The sequence below is a fragment of the Xenorhabdus sp. SGI240 genome, from assembly GCF_040081915.1.
Taxonomy (GTDB): domain Bacteria; phylum Pseudomonadota; class Gammaproteobacteria; order Enterobacterales; family Enterobacteriaceae; genus Xenorhabdus; species Xenorhabdus bakwenae.
Genome location: NZ_JBEBMB010000030.1, coordinates 1 through 16,885, shown reverse-complemented (window position 1 = coordinate 16,885; position 16,885 = coordinate 1). Strand labels below are relative to the sequence as shown.

The window sequence follows — 16,885 nt, the reverse complement described above, 5'->3', positions numbered from 1 at the left end:
GTAGATGAAGGATACTCCTTTGACTACCTTTTCTTCTGTTGATAATCAGCGCCCACTGATAATTGGTTTGGTCGCCGGAGAAACTTCCGGTGATATCCTTGGGGCAGGGCTGATACGTGCATTGAAAGCAAAAATTCCGCACGCCCGTTTTGTGGGTGTTGCTGGTCCTCTTATGCAGGCAGAAGGTTGTGAAGCCTGGTATGAGATGGAAGAGCTGGCCGTCATGGGGATCGTCGAAGTGCTGGGACGTTTGCCCCGTTTGCTGAAAATACGCAAAGACTTAACCGCCCGTTTTACCGCGTTGAAACCTGATGTGTTTATTGGCATTGATGCGCCTGACTTCAACATTACTTTGGAAGGCAGGCTTAAACAGCAGGGAATTAAAACGATCCATTACGTTAGCCCATCGGTATGGGCGTGGCGTCAGAAACGCGTGTTTAAAATGGGGCGGGCAACGGATTTGGTATTGGCGTTTTTACCTTTTGAAAAAGCCTTTTACGATCGGTTTAACGTTCCGTGCCGATTTATCGGGCACACAATGGCAGATGCGATGCCCTTGCAACCCGATAAAGCCGCCGCCAGAAAAATTCTGGGTATCCCATTGGCTGCTCACTGTCTGGCAATATTGCCGGGGAGTCGTCATGCTGAAGTCGAGATGCTCAGTGCTGACTTCTTAAAAACCGCCCAATTATTACGGGAAGAATATCCCGACTTGCATGTATTGGTTCCGTTGGTTAATGCCAAACGGCGTGAACAGTTTCAGCGCATTAAAAACGAGATAGCACCGGATTTGCTGATCCATTTATTGGATGGCAAAGCGCGTGAAGCCATGATTGCCAGTGATGCCACTTTACTGGCATCCGGGACGGCTGCACTGGAATGTATGCTGGCCAAATGCCCAATGGTAGTGGGCTATAGAATGAAACCTTTTACATTTTGGCTGGCAAAACGCTTGGTGAAAACACCGTATGTTTCTTTGCCTAACTTACTGGCAGGAAAAGAATTAGTCAAAGAACTGCTACAGGATGAATGCGAACCACAAGCGTTGTCAGAGGCATTGTTACCTCTTGTGCAAGGTGGTGCGGATGTGGAAGCGTTGCAACAAACGTTCTTGCATTTGCATAAAAGCATTCGCTGTGATGCCGATGAACAGGCTGCGCAAGCCGTTCTGGAATTAGCGAGAAGATAATGGATTTTGTTTATCCACAGGCGAATTTGATTGCCGGTGTTGATGAAGTTGGGCGTGGCCCACTGGTAGGGGCTGTCGTGACTGCGGCGGTTATTCTTGATCCGCTCAAACCGATTGCAGGCTTAATGGATTCCAAGAAACTCACGGAAAAACGCCGTGAGGCACTGTATTGGGAAATAAAAGAAAAAGCTTTATGTTGGAGCCTCGGTCGCGCAGAGCCGGAAGAGATCGACCAGCTTAACATCCTCCACGCCACAATGCTGGCTATGCAAAGAGCCGTTGCCGGGTTGGCACTCATACCGGATTATGTTCTGATTGATGGCAACCGCTGTCCGGTGTTATCCATGCCAGCTCAGGCTGTCATTAAGGGCGATAATCTGGTTGCAGAAATCAGTGCTGCCTCTATTCTTGCCAAAGTCACACGTGACAGAGAAATGGCAGAGCTGGATAAACAGTTCCCTGACTATGGCTTTGCGAAACATAAAGGTTATCCAACCGCCCTGCATCTGGAAAAACTGGCTTCTTTGGGCGCTACGGAGCACCATCGTAAAAGTTTTGCGCCCGTTAAACGGGTGCTAGGTCTTATATAAAATCTGGGATAAGTATCTGGGCAGATTATGACAGAACCACGTTTTGTACACTTACGTGTTCACAGTGATTATTCAATGATTGATGGCTTGGCTAAGACCGGCCCATTGGTGAAAAAAATCGCCAAATTGGGGATGCCAGCTTTTGCGATCACGGATTTTACCAACTTGTGTGGATTGGTGAAATTCTATGGCAGTGCCCACGGTGCCGGTATCAAGCCAATTATTGGTGCAGATTTTTATGTGGAAAGTGATTTGCTGGGGGATGAATATGCCCATCTGACGATCCTTGCTCGTAATAATGAAGGTTACCAAAATCTGACTTTGCTGATTTCTGAGGCTTACCAAAAAGGTTATGGTGCGATTGGGCCGACTCTCCAGCGGGAATGGCTGGTGAAATACAAAACAGGGTTGATCCTGTTGTCGGGAGGGCGCATGGGGGATGTGGGTAAATTCCTGCTGCGTGGCAATCGTGCGATGGTGGAGCAATGCCTCGATTTTTATCAGGAGCATTTCCCTGACAGTTATTACCTTGAGCTGATCCGTACCGGACGTCAGGATGAAGAAAACTATCTTCATGCGGCTGTGGCGCTGGCGTCAGAAAAAAATCTTCCTGTTGTGGCAACCAACGACGTTTGTTTTCTTGAAAGCGAAGACTTCGAAGCCCACGATATTCGGGTTGCTATCCACGATGGTTATACACTGTCTGATCCGAAACGGCCTAAAAATTACAGCCCTCAGCAATATCTACGCAGTGAACAGGAGATGTGCGAGCTTTTCTCAGACATTCCTGAAGCGCTACAAAATAGCGTAGAAATTGCTAAACGCTGTAATGTCACGATCCGTCTTGGTGAGTATTTCCTGCCCCAATTTCCGACGGGAGAAATGAGCACAGAAGACTTTCTCATTGAAAAATCCAGGCAAGGATTGGAAGAGCGTCTGGAATTTCTCTATCCCGACCCAGAAGTCAGGGGGCAAAAACGGCCAGAATATGATGAGCGTCTGGATATTGAGCTGAACGTTATCAATCAGATGGGATTTCCTGGCTACTTCCTGATCGTAATGGAATTTATCCAGTGGTCGAAAGACAACGGTGTTCCCGTTGGTCCAGGACGAGGTTCTGGTGCCGGCTCCCTTGTGGCTTATGCGTTAAAAATTACCGACCTCGATCCGCTAGGATTCGATCTGCTGTTTGAACGTTTCCTTAACCCTGAACGTATTTCCATGCCAGATTTTGACATCGATTTCTGTATGGAAAAACGTGATCAGGTTATCGATCACGTTGCAGATATGTACGGACGAGATGCCGTATCGCAGATCATCACTTTTGGTACGATGGCGGCGAAAGCGGTTATCCGTGATGTTGGGCGTGTACTTGGACACCCCTATGGATTTGTGGATCGAATATCGAAACTGGTGCCTCCTGACCCGGGTATGACACTGGAAAAAGCGTTTGCTGCCGAACCCCAGTTACCTGAAATTTACGAAGCGGATGAAGAGGTTAAAGCGCTGATAGACATGGCGCGTAAACTGGAAGGTGTCACTCGTAATGCAGGTAAGCATGCCGGTGGTGTTGTTATTGCACCAACCAAAATTACTGATTTTGCGCCAATTTACTGTGATCCAGAAGGGCAAAACCCGGTTACCCAGTTTGACAAAAATGATGTGGAATATGCAGGTCTGGTTAAGTTTGACTTCCTTGGCCTGAGAACCCTGACCATCATCAACTGGGCGCTTGAGATGGTGAATGCACATCGTGCCAGGCAAGGGCTGGAGCCGATTGATATCGCCGCTATTCCGCTGGATGATAAGAAAAGTTTCGATATGCTGCAACGCTCTGAAACCACAGCCGTGTTCCAGCTTGAATCTCGCGGAATGAAGGACTTAATCAAACGTCTGCGCCCTGACTGTTTTGAAGACATGATCGCATTAGTGGCGCTGTTCCGTCCCGGGCCGTTGCAATCAGGCATGGTAGATAACTTTATCGACCGTAAACATGGACGGGAAGCGCTCTCCTATCCTGATGTGGAATGGCAGCACGAATCCTTAAAACCTGTATTGGAGCCAACTTACGGTATCATTCTGTATCAGGAACAGGTGATGCAAATTGCGCAGGTTTTAGCCGGTTATACCCTGGGCGGGGCAGATATGTTGCGCCGTGCGATGGGTAAGAAAAAACCAGAAGAGATGGCTAAACAGCGGTCGGTATTTGAAGAGGGAGCGTTAAAACAGGGCGTGGATGGTACGCTCGCCATGAAAATATTCGATTTGGTGGAGAAATTCGCGGGTTATGGCTTTAACAAATCTCACTCCGCAGCTTATGCACTGGTTTCCTACCAAACGTTATGGTTGAAAGCGCACTATCCGGCAGAATTTATGGCTGCCGTGATGACAGCGGATATGGATAACACCGAAAAAGTCGTTGGGCTGGTGGATGAGTGCTGGCGCATGAGGCTGAAAGTTCTTCCTCCTGATATAAATAGCGGCTTGTATCATTTCCATGTCAATAATGACGGAGAAATTGTTTACGGCATTGGCGCGATTAAAGGCGTGGGGGAAGGGCCGATTGAAGCGATGCTCGAAGCCCGACAGAAAGGGGGGCATTTCAAAGAGCTATTCGACCTGTGTGCACGTGTTGATATCAAAAAAATAAACCGTCGTGTGATGGAAAAACTGATCATGTCCGGTGCTTTTGATCGGTTGGGACCACATCGTGCAGCACTGATGTCTTCCCTGGAAGGAGCACTGAAAGCAGCGGATCAACATGCCAAAGCCGAAGCCACGGGTCAAACAGACATGTTTGGTGTGTTGGCTGAAGAGCCAGAACAAGTTGAGCGTTCCTATGCCAGCACCCCGAAATGGCCGGATCAGGTGGTATTAGATGGTGAGCGGGAAACATTAGGCTTGTATTTAACTGGACACCCCATCACAGGTTATTTGAAAGAGATTGAACGATATACCAATGGATTGCGTCTAAAAGATGTGAACCCGACACCTCGTGGTCAGATAACAACAGTGGTAGGTTTGGTATTAGCTTCCAAAATATTGACGACCAAACGGGGAAACCGGATTGGTATCAGTACATTGGATGATCGTTCAGGACGTCTGGAGATCATGCTGTTTTCTGATGCGTTGGAAAGGTATCAGCATTTATTGGAACAGGACAAGATTTTGATTGCTACCGGGCAAGTCAGCTTTGATGACTTCAGCGGTGGGCTTAAAATGACAGTTCGTGAATTAATGGATATCAGTGAAGCACGTGAAAAATTTGCACGTGGGCTTGCTATCTCGTTATCAGACAGGCAAATTGATGAACAATTATTGAGCCGTCTTCGTGGGGCATTGGAGCCACACCGTTCAGGTACGATACCGGTTCATCTTTATTATCAGCGGGTAGATGCCCGCGCCCGTTTACGATTCGGGGCGACCTGGCGGGTAACGCCAACAGACACCCTGTTGACCGATCTGCGAACTCTGCTGGGTAATGAGCAGGTAGAATTAGAATTTGACTAGAATAGGAACATTATGAGTCTGAATTTTCTGGATTTTGAACAGCCGATTGCCGAGCTGGAAGCGAAAATTGATTCGCTTACCGCAGTTAGCCGTCAAGATGAAAAGCTAGATATCAATCTGGATGAAGAAGTCCAGCGTCTGCGGGAAAAAAGCCTGGAGCTGACTCGCAAAATTTTCGCTGATTTAGGGGCATGGCAAATTTCCCAGCTATCACGTCATCCCTTGCGCCCTTATACACTGGATTATATTCAGCATATATTTACTGACTTTGAAGAGTTAGCGGGTGATCGAGCCTATGCAGATGACAAAGCCATTGTAGGAGGGTTAGCGCGTATTGATGGCCGTCCTGTCATGGTGATAGGCCATCAGAAAGGGCGTGAAACCAAAGAAAAGATCCGTCGTAATTTTGGTATGCCATCGCCGGAAGGTTATCGTAAGGCATTGAGATTGATGGAGATGGCAGAGCGTTTCAAATTGCCAATCATGACTTTCATTGATACTCCGGGGGCTTATCCCGGAGTAGGTGCAGAAGAGCGTGGTCAGTCAGAAGCCATTGCCCGTAACTTACGTGAAATGTCTCATCTTTCTGTTCCTATCATTTGTACCGTGATTGGCGAAGGGGGTTCTGGTGGCGCATTGGCGCTTAGTGTGGGTGATAAAGTTAACATGTTGCAATACAGCACCTTCTCCACCATCTCTCCTGAAGGCTGTGCTTCCATTTTGTGGAAAAGCGCTGAAAAAGCGCCATTGGCGGCGGAAGCCATGGGGAATACTGCCCCACGTCTGAAAGAATTGAACCTGATCGATACGGTTATTCCTGAGCCATTGGGCGGAGCGCACCGTCACTATGAAGAAATTACTGAAACATTGAAAACGCAATTGTTGGCTGATCTTGCTGAATTGAGTGAACTGGACAGCGAAGAATTAGTTAACCGTCGTTATGAGCGCCTGATGCAATACGGTTATTGTTAAGGTCTGACCGTTTTTAATCGCTAATAGCAGGTGGAAATACTGAGGCGTAATAACTCTCTGGTATTTCCACCTGTTTTGCTGTTTGTGAGGGCAAAATCATCACGGCATATACTCGATAAACTTCAAGTTGCAATCTGTAAGACGACGCGACGCCTTATATTTCCCCGCTGGGTGGGGAAATATAACACGCATCTTGAAGTTGGATTGGTATATATAATCTAATATTATCATGTCTAATGACATTGGGATGGAATGGGTGCCTCATAGGCTGGGCTTTAAAATAATAAGTTGAGTTTTTCTATGGCCAAATATAAATATATTATTTATGCGTTTTCTTGCGTGTTTATCTGGAGTTTTATTCCTTCTATATCGCGTTTTGGTCAGAAAGAGATGGATCACTTCCAATATTTATTCTGGTCAAATATTTTGTCTGTTTTGGCGGTATTTGTCGTTGCCCTCATGATGGGAAGAAGTTGGAAGACGCTTTTACTCATCCCCTTCCCCGTCATGTTTAAGGTATTGATCTTAGGTGCGTTGGATTGTTTCTTCTATTTGCTGCTTTACTATGGTTATTCCATTGAAAATGGTGTGGCTGTTTTGGTGATCCAATATAGCTGGCCGTTAATGATTATTGGATTGTCATTTTTCCTGTTTAAAGAAAAATTAACGATCAAACAGATGATTGGCATTGTCATGGGCTTTATGGCGGTAGTGATCACTTTTACGAAAGGCAATATTACCGAGATTGCAGTGGAACATCCGCAGGCATTGTTGCTGGTATTTAGCGGAGCATTTTGTTTTGCATTAATGTCGGTATTATCGAGACAGTTTGCTATTGATCCCTATATTAGTACATTCTGGGTATTCCTCTGTTCTACCTTAGTTTCTGCGGTATTTATGTTTGCTTTCAGCCGCATTAATTTGCCTGTCGGTGACTCGCTGATGCCAACGTTACTTAACGGCATCATACTGAATGGGATTTCTTATATTATTTGGTTCAAAGCCATGAATGGCCCTGACTCCCATAAGGTTGCTTCAATCTTATTTTTATCCCCCGTTTTGTCGATGATGTGGATTATCTTGTTTTTTGGTGATGCATTTGTCCCTGCCTATGTGTTTGGATTAGCACTGGTTATTATTTCTGGATTACTCTGTATCAGTGCGAAGAGAAAAACGTCCGAACAGAATGAATTGACGGATGATCTGATTGAGGATTGATTAGGCAAGATGAAAAAAGGTTTGGCTCTATAATGGCAAGTTCTCATGATCTTCTGCTTACGGCGTTGGCAGAACAAATTGGTCAGCATAAAAAGATTTTGCTTGGATTTAGCGGTGGACTGGACTCCACCGTATTGCTGCATTTGCTGGTTTGTTTGCGAACCCAATCCCATCAATTGAGTCGTGAAAGAATGGGGTTAAGGGCAATTCATATTCATCATGGCTTAAACCCAAAGGCGTATTTATGGGTCGAACATTGTCGTCAGGTTTGCGCTGATTGGCAGGTGGATTTCCGAACCGAAAAAGTCCGGCTTGATACTCGCCAGAATGGGATTGAAGCGGCGGCCCGAAATGCGCGTTATCACGCTTTCCAGCGTGAGCTACAACAGGATGAGGTTTTAATCACGGCGCAACATCTTGATGATCAGGCAGAAACGTTTTTATTAGCCCTGAAACGGGGGAGTGGTCCGGCGGGATTATCTTCCATGCCTGCCAGAATGCCCTTTGCGGGAACGACATTGATTCGCCCATTGCTAAATGTAAGTCGTGCAGAATTGGAAGGGTACGCACAGACCCAAAAATTACAATGGGTTGAGGATGACAGTAACCAAGATGATCGTTACGACCGTAATTTCCTGCGCCTGAATATTATGCCGTTATTCAATCAGCGTTGGCCGCATTTCCCCCAAGCGGTTTCCCGCAGCGCCAGTTTGTGTGGTGAGCAAGAACAATTGCTGGATGAATTGTTACAAGAATCTTTGGATTCACTGATTACCGAAGAAGGTTCGATATCCATTCCACCTTTAGAAAACAGTTCGGAAGCAAAACGAAATGCGTTGTTGCGGCGATGGCTCAGCCAGTGTGGGGTAAAAATGCCAGCCCGAGAGCAGCTTCAACGCATTTGGTCAGAAGTAGCACTCGCCAGACAAGATGCAGAACCGCGTTTTAGATTGGGGCAATATGATATTCGTCGTTATCGGCAGCAACTTTGGCTACTTCCGCAATATCAGGATCTGGCGGGAACTCTTCTTGCCTGGGATTTACAGCAATCTTTGACGTTACCGGATGGGTTGGGAACGCTGCTCTGTTCTAAAGAACATGGCATGACAGTGAGAAAACCAACCAGTCATGAGCAAGCGGCAATTCGTTTTGGGGTTCAGGGTAATATTAGTATTGTCGGGCGACAACATTCCCGTCACAGTAAAAAACTGTGGCAAGAATTAGGGATTGCCCCTTGGCTCAGGGAGAGAACGCCGTTGCTTTATTACAATGAAAAACTGATTGCCGCGCTGGGGGTTTTCATCACGAAAGAAGGGCAGAATTTGCCTGATGATGAAGGCATTTCGGTTCAGTGGAAGAAAATCATGCTGTCTATTTAATGCGTGTTTTTCTGACATAAAAAAGTCCTTATTCTATATAAGGACTTTGGGGGTTGATCGCTATTAGCGATCAGATTTAAGAATGCTCAATAACAATCGTTCCAATTTCTGGATTGCTGAAACTAATAATGTAATCTAACCTTAATTCACGGGTTCCTTTATTTGAATCGACGAGAAGATATTCAATTTTTTTTCTTAAAATCAGCTTATTCGCTTTTCCTTCAACGGATTCACCATCTCGCAATTGGAGAAGTAAATGTAGCTGGCGTTGACATGCTAGCTCAAGGTTATCGTAATCATCACAGTTAATTGGTTGATATTCTTCGTTATCTATAGACATATTTGCTCACCACTGTGTTAGTGGCGGTTATCGAGCCGCCCGTGATTGACCAAAATCAAATACAAAATGCTACTTACGACTATAGCACAGTAAGCTTCCCGTTATTACTGAATAAGTCGGTGAGACTTTCGTTAAAACAGGAAGTGGATTAAACCTGTATCTTACCATTACGCAATAAAATAAAGTCATGCTATTCGATGGTTCTCTCCGTGCATTTTGGAACCCGGCAGCGTAATGTCAATGTTGTTAGGTAAAGTTTATGCTTTGCTTGAAAGTGAATGATTATCTTTTTGAATTTATTGGATCAAATGATGAATAAAAAAATATTGCTAGCATTGTTGGTTGCGGGTGTATTTACCGCTACGGGATGCCAGAATACATTCGTAACCCCGGATACCCCTGTCTCTCAGGAGAAATTTCAGTCAAGTGACAACGTGTTTAGTGGTGTTGTTCCTTGTGCGGATTGTGCAGGTATCGAGACGACCTTACAGCTTGCTAAAGATGGGACATATATATTGGGGCAAACTTATTTGGGAGCCAAACATCAGGAAAATACGTTCTTTGCAACCGGTCATTGGGTGATAAAGGGTAAAAAGATTATCTTAAGTCAGAAAGATGACCAAAAATCTTATTATCTGATGAAAGGCGAGAACCTGGTTATGCTGGATATCAACGGCGAGCCAATTCAATCAAGCCTCAATTATGAATTAGCGAAAGCCAAACCGAAAAAACTGGCAGGAGAATACAGCTATTTTGCTGATTCTGCTCTCTTTACCGAATGTGGCACAGGAAAGCGTTATGATGCGGCGGAAAATATCGATTTAGAACGTGGTTATAGTGCGATGGGAGTAGAAGGTGGAACCCCTGTTTATGTGGAAATAGAGGGCTATTACACGGTTCGTCCGTCAATGGAAGATGGCTTGTTTGATAATGCCGTGGTCCAAACAGGTAAAATTCGGTTTGATAAAGCTTCTTCCTGCCATACTAAGAAATAACGTATAACAGTGGCGCATATCTATTGAAAAACCTGCGTAATAAATACGCAGGTTTTCTTAAAAGCTGACCAAAGAAATTAAGCTTGTTGAATATGACCTTTCAGATAATCAACGATATTTTCCAGTTTCAGCATCTGCTTATTACCAGTACGGCGGTATTTATATTCGATCTCACCGTTATCTAAGTTACGATCACCGATAACCAGATTATGTGGTACACCGATCAGCTCCATATCAGCAAACATAACACCAGGGCGCTCTTTGCGATCGTCGAAAATGACATCAATGCCGCTGGCACGTAAATCTGCATATAATTTTTCGGCGACTTCTTTCACGCGGTAAGATTTGTGCATGTTCATTGGCAGGATCGCCACCTGGAATGGGGCAATGGCATCTGGCCAGATAATGCCACGATCATCGTGGTTCTGTTCAATGGCAGCGGCAACGATACGGGTGATACCAATCCCATAGCATCCCATAGTGATCACTTGATTGTGTCCATCTTCGTTTTGCACGGTTGCTTTCAAGGCATCAGAATATTTGGTGCCTAATTGGAAGATATGACCCACTTCAATACCACGCTTGATTAACAGCGTTCCTTTACCGTCTGGGCTGGCGTCACCTTCAACCACATTACGGATATCCGCCACTTCTGGCAGTGGTAAATCACGCTCCCAGTTAATGCCAAAGTAGTGTTTGTCATCAATATTGGCGCCGGCACCAAAATCACTCATGATGGATACGCTGCGGTCAATAATGACAGGCATCAGCAGGTTGACCGGTCCTAAAGAACCAGGGCCTGCTTTCACGATGGCACGGATTTCTTCTTCGGTCGCAAAAGTCAACGGGCTGGCGACTAAAGGCAATTTTTCTGCTTTGATCTCATTCAGTTCATGATCACCACGTACCAGCAAGGAAACTAATTTATGCCCACTTTCTTCTGCGGCATGAACGATCAGAGTTTTAACGGTTTTTTCAATTGGCAGATTGAATTGTTCTACCAGTTCAGCAATGGTTTTAGCGTTTGGTGTATCGACCAGACGCAGCTCTTCAGACGGAGCCGCACGCTCTTGAGATGGCATGACTGCTTCAGCCAACTCAATATTGGCCGCATAGTTAGACTCAGTAGAGAAAACGATATCATCTTCACCACTGTCTGCCAGAACCTGGAATTCGTGGGAAGCATTGCCACCGATTGAACCCGTATCAGCCAGAACTGCACGGAAATCTAAGCCGATGCGGGTAAAGATCTTACTGTAGGCATCGTACATCTTCTCATAAGTCTCTTGCAGAGAGGCTTGGGTAGTGTGGAAAGAGTATGCATCTTTCATGATAAATTCACGTGAACGCATAACACCAAAGCGTGGACGAACTTCATCACGGAATTTGGTCTGGATCTGGAACAGGTTCAGTGGAAGCTGCTTATAGGAAGTGACTTCGTTACGCACCAAATCGGTGATAACTTCTTCATGAGTGGGTCCCAAAACGAAAGGGCGTTCACCGCGATCAACAAAACGCAGTAATTCTGGGCCATATTGTTCCCAACGGCCACTTTCCTGCCACAAATCTGCGGGCTGAACTACTGGCATGGAAATCTCAACTGCTCCCGCATTATTCATCTCTTCACGAACAATGTTTTCAACTTTTCTCAACGCGCGGACACCGGTCGGCATCCAGTTGTACAGACCAGAAGCGAGTTTGCGGATCATTCCGGCCCGAAGCATCAGTTGATGACTGACGACTTCTGCATCAGCAGGTGTCTCTTTTAAAGTAGAGAGCAGATATTGGCTAGTACGCATAGTAAGTTTCCATTGGATAGCGAAAAATAAAGACAAATCGCTAGTCTACCAGCGAGCTTGCGATGTCAAAAGGAGTTTTAGCGGTGTTCGATAGAAACCACTTCTGTTGTGGTATTAAAAACTCGCCAGCGGACGTTAAAATCCAAGATATGAGCAGCATATAGGCGGTTTTCCTGCGCTTTTTTACGGTAGGCAGGACGAGGATCTTGCGCTAAGACTTGGCTGATAAAGCGCCTCAAATGAGGATAATAGGTTTTATAAGATAAAAGTTGGCATTCCGCTTCTGGTGAGAAATTCACTACCATATCTGACGCTGGTGCGGCCTGGGCAAAACCCGCCTTGGCTTCTGGTCGTGATTCGGCGAAAGGCAGATAAGGTTTGATGTCGATAACTGGTGTACCATCCACCAAATCCAAACTACCCAGTTCCAGAATGACGCGGTTTTTCTCGCATTGGATAGCTTTCAATTCCACCAGTGACATGCCAATGGGGTTGGGGCGGAAGGTTGAGCGGGTGGCAAAAACGCCCATTTTGGCATTTCCTCCCAAACGAGGGGGACGCACTAATGGATTCCAGCCACCCGCCATAGTTTGATGGAAGACAAAAATAATCCATAAATGACTGAACTGCTCCAACCCGCGTACTGCATCAACCTGATTATAAGGCGCCAGTAACTCTAGCTGCCCTGTACCATCTTCGACCAAACCCGGTTGACGTGGGATGGCAAATTTCTCTTTGTAAGGAGAATGAATGGTTCCTATTTGCGTAAACTGAAAATCTGCCATAAGCGCTTTTTATAATAATTCGGACACAATGAGTTATTTGGTGGTTAGTAATGCAGTGCCTTCACAAATGGCAATTTGGTAACAACCCTGACCCGGTAAAATTGCACATTGATGAAGTAAAACTGCGTTTGCGTTTAGATAAGATGCTTTTGTCAGCATATTTTGTCGTGCGGCTGCAATACTGGCGGGAGAATCTTGCAACGTATTACGGCAGGACTCTCCGGCGACAATACCTAACTCTTTAAAGGGTAAACCTAAAAGCTCATCCGGCTTAGTATATAGACGGACATAAGAGAGCACTTTGCTTTTTTTGGCTGGCTGATGTTTCAACTTCGGATCTGACATACCAGATTTACTGAACTGGGTTGATGGTGAAGTACACCCAGCGATAAAGAGCGCCATGAAGCAGACAGGTAACACACGCATCGAGTTGAATCCTCATTAAAATTAAAAATGGGTGGATATAAAAATATCCACCCAATGATTTTAATCTTGATTAACTGAATAGGAAAGATTACCAGCCTTTTATTGCTCCGCCCTTAAAGGCTTCATTGGCTTCTTTTGCTACTTCTGGAGATTGGTACGCTTTCACAAATTTTTGCACATTTTCCGCATCTTTATTGTCTTCGCGGCTGACAATGAGATTTACGTAAGGTGAATCTTTATCTTCAACAAAGATCCCATCTTGCTCTGGTGTTAAACCAATTTGCCCCGCATAGGTATTATTGATAATAGCGAAAACAATCTTTTGGTCGTCCAGTGAACGTGGTAATTGGGGACCTTCCAACTGTACGATATCCAGGTGCTTAGGATTGCTGGTAATGTCTAAAATAGTTGGCAGCAGACCAACACCCTCTTTCAGAGTGATAAGACCTTGTTTTTGTAATAACAGCAGGGCGCGGCCTTGGTTAGTCGGATCGTTGGGGATGGCAATTTGAGAACCATCTTGCAATTCATCCACTGACTTAATTTTTTTAGAATAGGCCGCCATTGGGAAAATGAAAGAGTTACCCACACTTGCCAGTTTGTAGTTACGTTCTTTCATTTGCTGATCTAAAAAAGGTTTATGTTGGAAGACATTCACATCAATATCTCCCTTACTCAATGATTCATTTGGCAGAACATAATCATTGAATGTCGTCAGCTCAACATCAAGGCCATATTTATCTTTAGCCACTTGTTTAGCCACTTCGGCAACCTTAAGTTCAGGTCCTGCAATAACGCCAACCTTAATATGGTTTGGATCACGTTGTTCCTGACCGCAACCAGCAAGAATTAATGTACCTAACAATGCACTGACTGCTGCGATGGATTTCAATTTTACTGACATATTTTCACCCCTATTGAATACTGATTTATAACCTGTCTTATCAAGTTACTGCGTACTACTATAATTGAGGCTCTTATTCCCCATCATTTTTCAAATTGCAGCCAATAAAGCAGCAACTTGAAATTTGTCGGGTAGGTATAAGCCTTGCCACTTTGTTGAAAATAATCTATTTGCGATTAACGGCTTTCACTAAATGATCACCGCCGAGCTGAATCAAGAACACTAAAACAACTAATAATGCTAATACGGTATTCATTATTGTCGCATCGTAGCCGATATAACCATATTGATAGCCAATCTGGCCCAAACCACCAGCACCAACAGCGCCACCCATTGCGGAATAACCCACTAATGTAATTAACGTGATGGTGGCGGCATTAATCAAGCTTGGCAAGGCTTCCGGCAATAAAATCTTTTTGACTATCTGAAATGGGGTTGCTCCCATTGCACGCGCTGCTTCAATTAAGCCAGTCGGAATTTCCAACAATGCATTTTCCACCATACGGGCAATAAACGGTGCTGCACCCACAGTCAGCGGAACAATGGCTGCCTGCAAGCCGATTGATGTTCCTACAATCAGACGGGTAAATGGGATCATCCATACCAACAGAATAATAAAAGGTATTGAACGCGTTATATTTACCAATGCAGAAAGTATGCGATAAAGCGTACCATTTTCAATGATCTGCCCAGGGCGAGTAACATATAGAAGCACACCCGCCGGCAATCCAATAACAAAGCCAAAGAAACCAGAGACAAAAGTCATGACGAGGGTTTCCCAGACTCCTTTAGCCATTAATAAAATCATTCCTTCAGACATAACCGAGAACCTCTACTTTTACATGATGCTCTTCTAAAAAGGCAATTGTTGATTTGATACTATCGCTTTCCCCATCTAATTCAGCCAGCATAACCCCAAATTTTACACCGCCAGCGTAGTCCATTTGAGAACTTAATATGCTGATGTCGATATTAAAGCGGCGAACGGCTATAGAGATTACAGGTGCATCAACTGATTTGCCTGTAAACTCCAGCTTCAGTAATGGACTGCGATCAGGAGCGGATTCCGGTTGCAACTTCTGTAAATAATCTTCAGGAATATCCAGGTGCAGCGTAGATTTGATAAATTCCTGAGCAACCGGTGTCTTGGGATGCGAAAATATTTCGCTCACAACATCTTGTTCAATCAGTTGACCACCACTAATGACAGCAACTTGATCACAGATACGTTTAACGACGTCCATTTCATGGGTAATGAGAAGAATGGTCAGACCCAGTCGACGGTTAATGTCTTTTAATAACTCCAGAATAGAACGTGTTGTTGCTGGGTCCAGAGCGCTGGTGGCTTCGTCACACAAAAGCACTTTGGGGGAGTTTGCCAGAGCCCGCGCAATAGCAACGCGCTGCTTTTGACCACCAGATAAATTGGCAGGATAAGCATCATGTTTTTCAGTAAGGCCGACTAACTCTAGCAATTCGTTAACTTTAGTCTTTATTTCAGCTTTAGGCGTGTTATTAAGTTCCAAAGATAACGCAACATTGCCAAACACAGTTCTGGATGACAACAAATTAAAGTGCTGGAAAATCATGCCAATATGACGACGCGCATGAGTAAGATCACGTTCTGAAAGCGAAGTGAGATCCTGCCCTGCCACTAATACCTGACCAGAAGTCGGCCGTTCAAGCATATTCACACAGCGAATTAAGGTACTTTTGCCCGCACCAGAAGAACCAATGACACCATATATTTGCCCCTGCGGGACATGTAGGTTGATATCTGAAAGCGCTTTTATTGTGCGCGTTCCTTGTTGAAATATCTTATTTATCTGAGTCAGTCTTATCATATTTTTCTTATTAGATGTAAATGATGAATGACTTGAGAACATTTCAACAAGTCATGAATTAAAGTGGATGTTAAGGCGTCTAGACGTCTAAGTCAACTAGGAATAAATTAAATGCTGCATTCTCAATCAGTAATAAATCATGCGATACTGTCCACTTGGTACATTTTTGGAGTAATCAGGTGACTCAAGGTATTCCCGCCGTATTCTTAGATCGTGACGGCACGATTAACATCGATCATGGTTATGTATATGAAATAGATAATTTTCAATTTATTGATGGTGCTATTGAAGCCATGCTTGAATTGAAAAAAATGGGCTATGCCCTGGTTTTGATTACCAATCAGTCAGGCATTGCCCGTAAGATTTTTACTGAAGATCAGTTTATGCAACTAACAGAATGGATGGATTGGTCATTGGCGGATAGAGGTGTTGATCTTGATGGTATCTATTATTGTCCGCATCATCCAGAAGCAGAGGATGAAGAATATAAGAAGAACTGTAATTGTCGCAAGCCACAGCCCGCTATGTTATTAGATGCACAGCAAGCATTGCATATCGATATGTCCTCTTCTTATATGGTAGGAGACAAAATAGAAGATATGTTGGCAGCTAAAGCGGCGAAAGTTGGTACTAAGATTCTTGTTCGTACAGGAAAACCGGTAACAGAAGAAGCTGAACAGGTTGCGGATTTGGTAGTTAATAGCTTGTCAGACTTGCCAAATGTTATAAAAAATAGGCAAAAATAACCATTTGGGTTAAATTATGAGCGATTAAATAAAAAATAATAAAAAAGGCTTGCCTAAATTAAAAGGCTCCCTATAATGCGCTTCCGTTGTCACGACAAACACACAAACCGGTCGGGATGACAACGTGAAAGGCCCTGAAAAATAAGGCTTGACACGAAAAGAGGAAGGCGTAAGATACGCAGCCTCGC

15 protein-coding genes are annotated in these 16,885 nt (G+C 44.6%); 8 read left to right on the top strand and 7 right to left on the bottom strand.

Annotated elements, in window-relative coordinates; genetic code table 11:
* The first annotated feature begins 4 nt into the window (after positions 1-4).
* The 6 genes from lpxB (at position 5) to tilS (ending at position 8,858) form a co-directional block, all read left to right on the top strand.
* Entirely contained in the window at positions 5-1,189 is a 1,185-nt protein-coding gene (gene lpxB, locus ABLA76_RS08120) for a lipid-A-disaccharide synthase (protein ID WP_348987542.1), read from the top strand.
* Positions 1,189-1,779, top strand: coding sequence for a ribonuclease HII (gene rnhB, locus ABLA76_RS08115; RefSeq protein ID WP_047768998.1), 591 nt, complete (start codon positions 1,189-1,191; stop codon positions 1,777-1,779). The genes lpxB and rnhB overlap by 1 nt, the downstream gene beginning before the upstream one ends.
* A gap of 27 nt (positions 1,780-1,806) precedes the next feature.
* On the top strand, positions 1,807-5,289 hold the full coding sequence (gene dnaE, locus ABLA76_RS08110; RefSeq protein WP_348987541.1) for a DNA polymerase III subunit alpha: 3,483 nt from the start codon (positions 1,807-1,809) through the stop codon (positions 5,287-5,289).
* 12 nt (positions 5,290-5,301) lie between these two features.
* Positions 5,302-6,261, top strand: a complete 960-nt coding sequence (gene accA / locus ABLA76_RS08105) for an acetyl-CoA carboxylase carboxyl transferase subunit alpha (RefSeq protein ID WP_348987540.1) — start codon at positions 5,302-5,304, stop codon at positions 6,259-6,261.
* A gap of 300 nt (positions 6,262-6,561) precedes the next feature.
* On the top strand, positions 6,562-7,479 hold the full coding sequence (locus ABLA76_RS08100) for a DMT family transporter (protein WP_348987539.1): 918 nt from the start codon (positions 6,562-6,564) through the stop codon (positions 7,477-7,479).
* 32 nt (positions 7,480-7,511) lie between these two features.
* On the top strand, positions 7,512-8,858 hold the full coding sequence (gene tilS, locus ABLA76_RS08095) for a tRNA lysidine(34) synthetase TilS (protein ID WP_348987538.1): 1,347 nt from the start codon (positions 7,512-7,514) through the stop codon (positions 8,856-8,858).
* 76 nt (positions 8,859-8,934) lie between these two features.
* Here tilS and rof read toward each other — a convergent pair whose 3' ends face one another.
* Positions 8,935-9,198, bottom strand: a complete 264-nt coding sequence (gene rof / locus ABLA76_RS08090) for a Rho-binding antiterminator (RefSeq protein ID WP_348987537.1) — start codon at positions 9,196-9,198, stop codon at positions 8,935-8,937.
* 308 nt (positions 9,199-9,506) lie between these two features.
* On the opposite strand from rof, the gene nlpE reads away from it, so the two are divergent.
* Complete coding sequence (gene nlpE, locus ABLA76_RS08085) at positions 9,507-10,193, top strand: envelope stress response activation lipoprotein NlpE (protein ID WP_348987536.1); 687 nt, start codon at positions 9,507-9,509, stop codon at positions 10,191-10,193.
* 77 nt (positions 10,194-10,270) lie between these two features.
* Here nlpE and proS read toward each other — a convergent pair whose 3' ends face one another.
* From proS to metN, 6 genes are all read right to left on the bottom strand, one after another.
* Positions 10,271-11,992, bottom strand: a complete 1,722-nt coding sequence (gene proS, locus ABLA76_RS08080) for a proline--tRNA ligase (RefSeq protein ID WP_348987535.1) — start codon at positions 11,990-11,992, stop codon at positions 10,271-10,273.
* 77 nt (positions 11,993-12,069) lie between these two features.
* On the bottom strand, positions 12,070-12,777 hold the full coding sequence (gene tsaA, locus ABLA76_RS08075) for a tRNA (N6-threonylcarbamoyladenosine(37)-N6)-methyltransferase TrmO (RefSeq protein WP_348987534.1): 708 nt from the start codon (positions 12,775-12,777) through the stop codon (positions 12,070-12,072).
* A 33-nt stretch (positions 12,778-12,810) separates the two neighbouring features.
* Entirely contained in the window at positions 12,811-13,203 is a 393-nt protein-coding gene (gene rcsF / locus ABLA76_RS08070; RefSeq protein ID WP_348987533.1) for an Rcs stress response system protein RcsF, read from the bottom strand.
* Positions 13,204-13,291: 88 nt separating this feature from the next.
* Positions 13,292-14,107, bottom strand: coding sequence for a MetQ/NlpA family lipoprotein (locus ABLA76_RS08065; protein WP_348987532.1), 816 nt, complete (start codon positions 14,105-14,107; stop codon positions 13,292-13,294).
* Positions 14,108-14,273: 166 nt separating this feature from the next.
* Positions 14,274-14,927: a methionine ABC transporter permease MetI gene (locus ABLA76_RS08060; RefSeq protein ID WP_047768979.1), complete on the bottom strand. Its 654-nt coding sequence runs from the start codon at positions 14,925-14,927 to the stop codon at positions 14,274-14,276.
* On the bottom strand, positions 14,920-15,951 hold the full coding sequence (gene metN, locus ABLA76_RS08055) for a methionine ABC transporter ATP-binding protein MetN (protein WP_047768977.1): 1,032 nt from the start codon (positions 15,949-15,951) through the stop codon (positions 14,920-14,922). Before metN ends, ABLA76_RS08060 begins: the two co-directional genes overlap by 8 nt.
* A 179-nt stretch (positions 15,952-16,130) precedes the next feature.
* Between metN and gmhB the strand changes: the two genes are divergently transcribed.
* Positions 16,131-16,697 carry a D-glycero-beta-D-manno-heptose 1,7-bisphosphate 7-phosphatase gene (gmhB, locus tag ABLA76_RS08050; RefSeq protein ID WP_047768975.1) on the top strand — a complete coding sequence of 189 codons (567 nt, stop codon included), beginning with the start codon at positions 16,131-16,133 and terminating at the stop codon, positions 16,695-16,697.
* The last annotated feature ends 188 nt before the right edge of the window (positions 16,698-16,885 follow it).

Excerpts from the sequence above, each read along its gene's own strand:
- proS (WP_348987535.1), bottom strand. The coding sequence starts at position 11,992 with ATGCGTACTAGCCAATATCTGCTCTCTACTTTAAAAGAGACACCTGCT.
- rof (WP_348987537.1), bottom strand. The coding sequence starts at position 9,198 with ATGTCTATAGATAACGAAGAATATCAACCAATTAACTGTGATGATTAC.
- accA (WP_348987540.1), top strand. The coding sequence starts at position 5,302 with ATGAGTCTGAATTTTCTGGATTTTGAACAGCCGATTGCCGAGCTGGAA.
- nlpE (WP_348987536.1), top strand. The coding sequence starts at position 9,507 with ATGATGAATAAAAAAATATTGCTAGCATTGTTGGTTGCGGGTGTATTT.
- ABLA76_RS08065 (WP_348987532.1), bottom strand. The coding sequence starts at position 14,107 with ATGTCAGTAAAATTGAAATCCATCGCAGCAGTCAGTGCATTGTTAGGT.
- ABLA76_RS08060 (WP_047768979.1), bottom strand. The coding sequence starts at position 14,927 with ATGTCTGAAGGAATGATTTTATTAATGGCTAAAGGAGTCTGGGAAACC.
- dnaE (WP_348987541.1), top strand. The coding sequence starts at position 1,807 with ATGACAGAACCACGTTTTGTACACTTACGTGTTCACAGTGATTATTCA.
- metN (WP_047768977.1), bottom strand. The coding sequence starts at position 15,951 with ATGATAAGACTGACTCAGATAAATAAGATATTTCAACAAGGAACGCGC.
- tsaA (WP_348987534.1), bottom strand. The coding sequence starts at position 12,777 with ATGGCAGATTTTCAGTTTACGCAAATAGGAACCATTCATTCTCCTTAC.
- lpxB (WP_348987542.1), top strand. The coding sequence starts at position 5 with ATGAAGGATACTCCTTTGACTACCTTTTCTTCTGTTGATAATCAGCGC.
- rcsF (WP_348987533.1), bottom strand. The coding sequence starts at position 13,203 with ATGCGTGTGTTACCTGTCTGCTTCATGGCGCTCTTTATCGCTGGGTGT.
- tilS (WP_348987538.1), top strand. The coding sequence starts at position 7,512 with ATGGCAAGTTCTCATGATCTTCTGCTTACGGCGTTGGCAGAACAAATT.
- ABLA76_RS08100 (WP_348987539.1), top strand. The coding sequence starts at position 6,562 with ATGGCCAAATATAAATATATTATTTATGCGTTTTCTTGCGTGTTTATC.
- rnhB (WP_047768998.1), top strand. The coding sequence starts at position 1,189 with ATGGATTTTGTTTATCCACAGGCGAATTTGATTGCCGGTGTTGATGAA.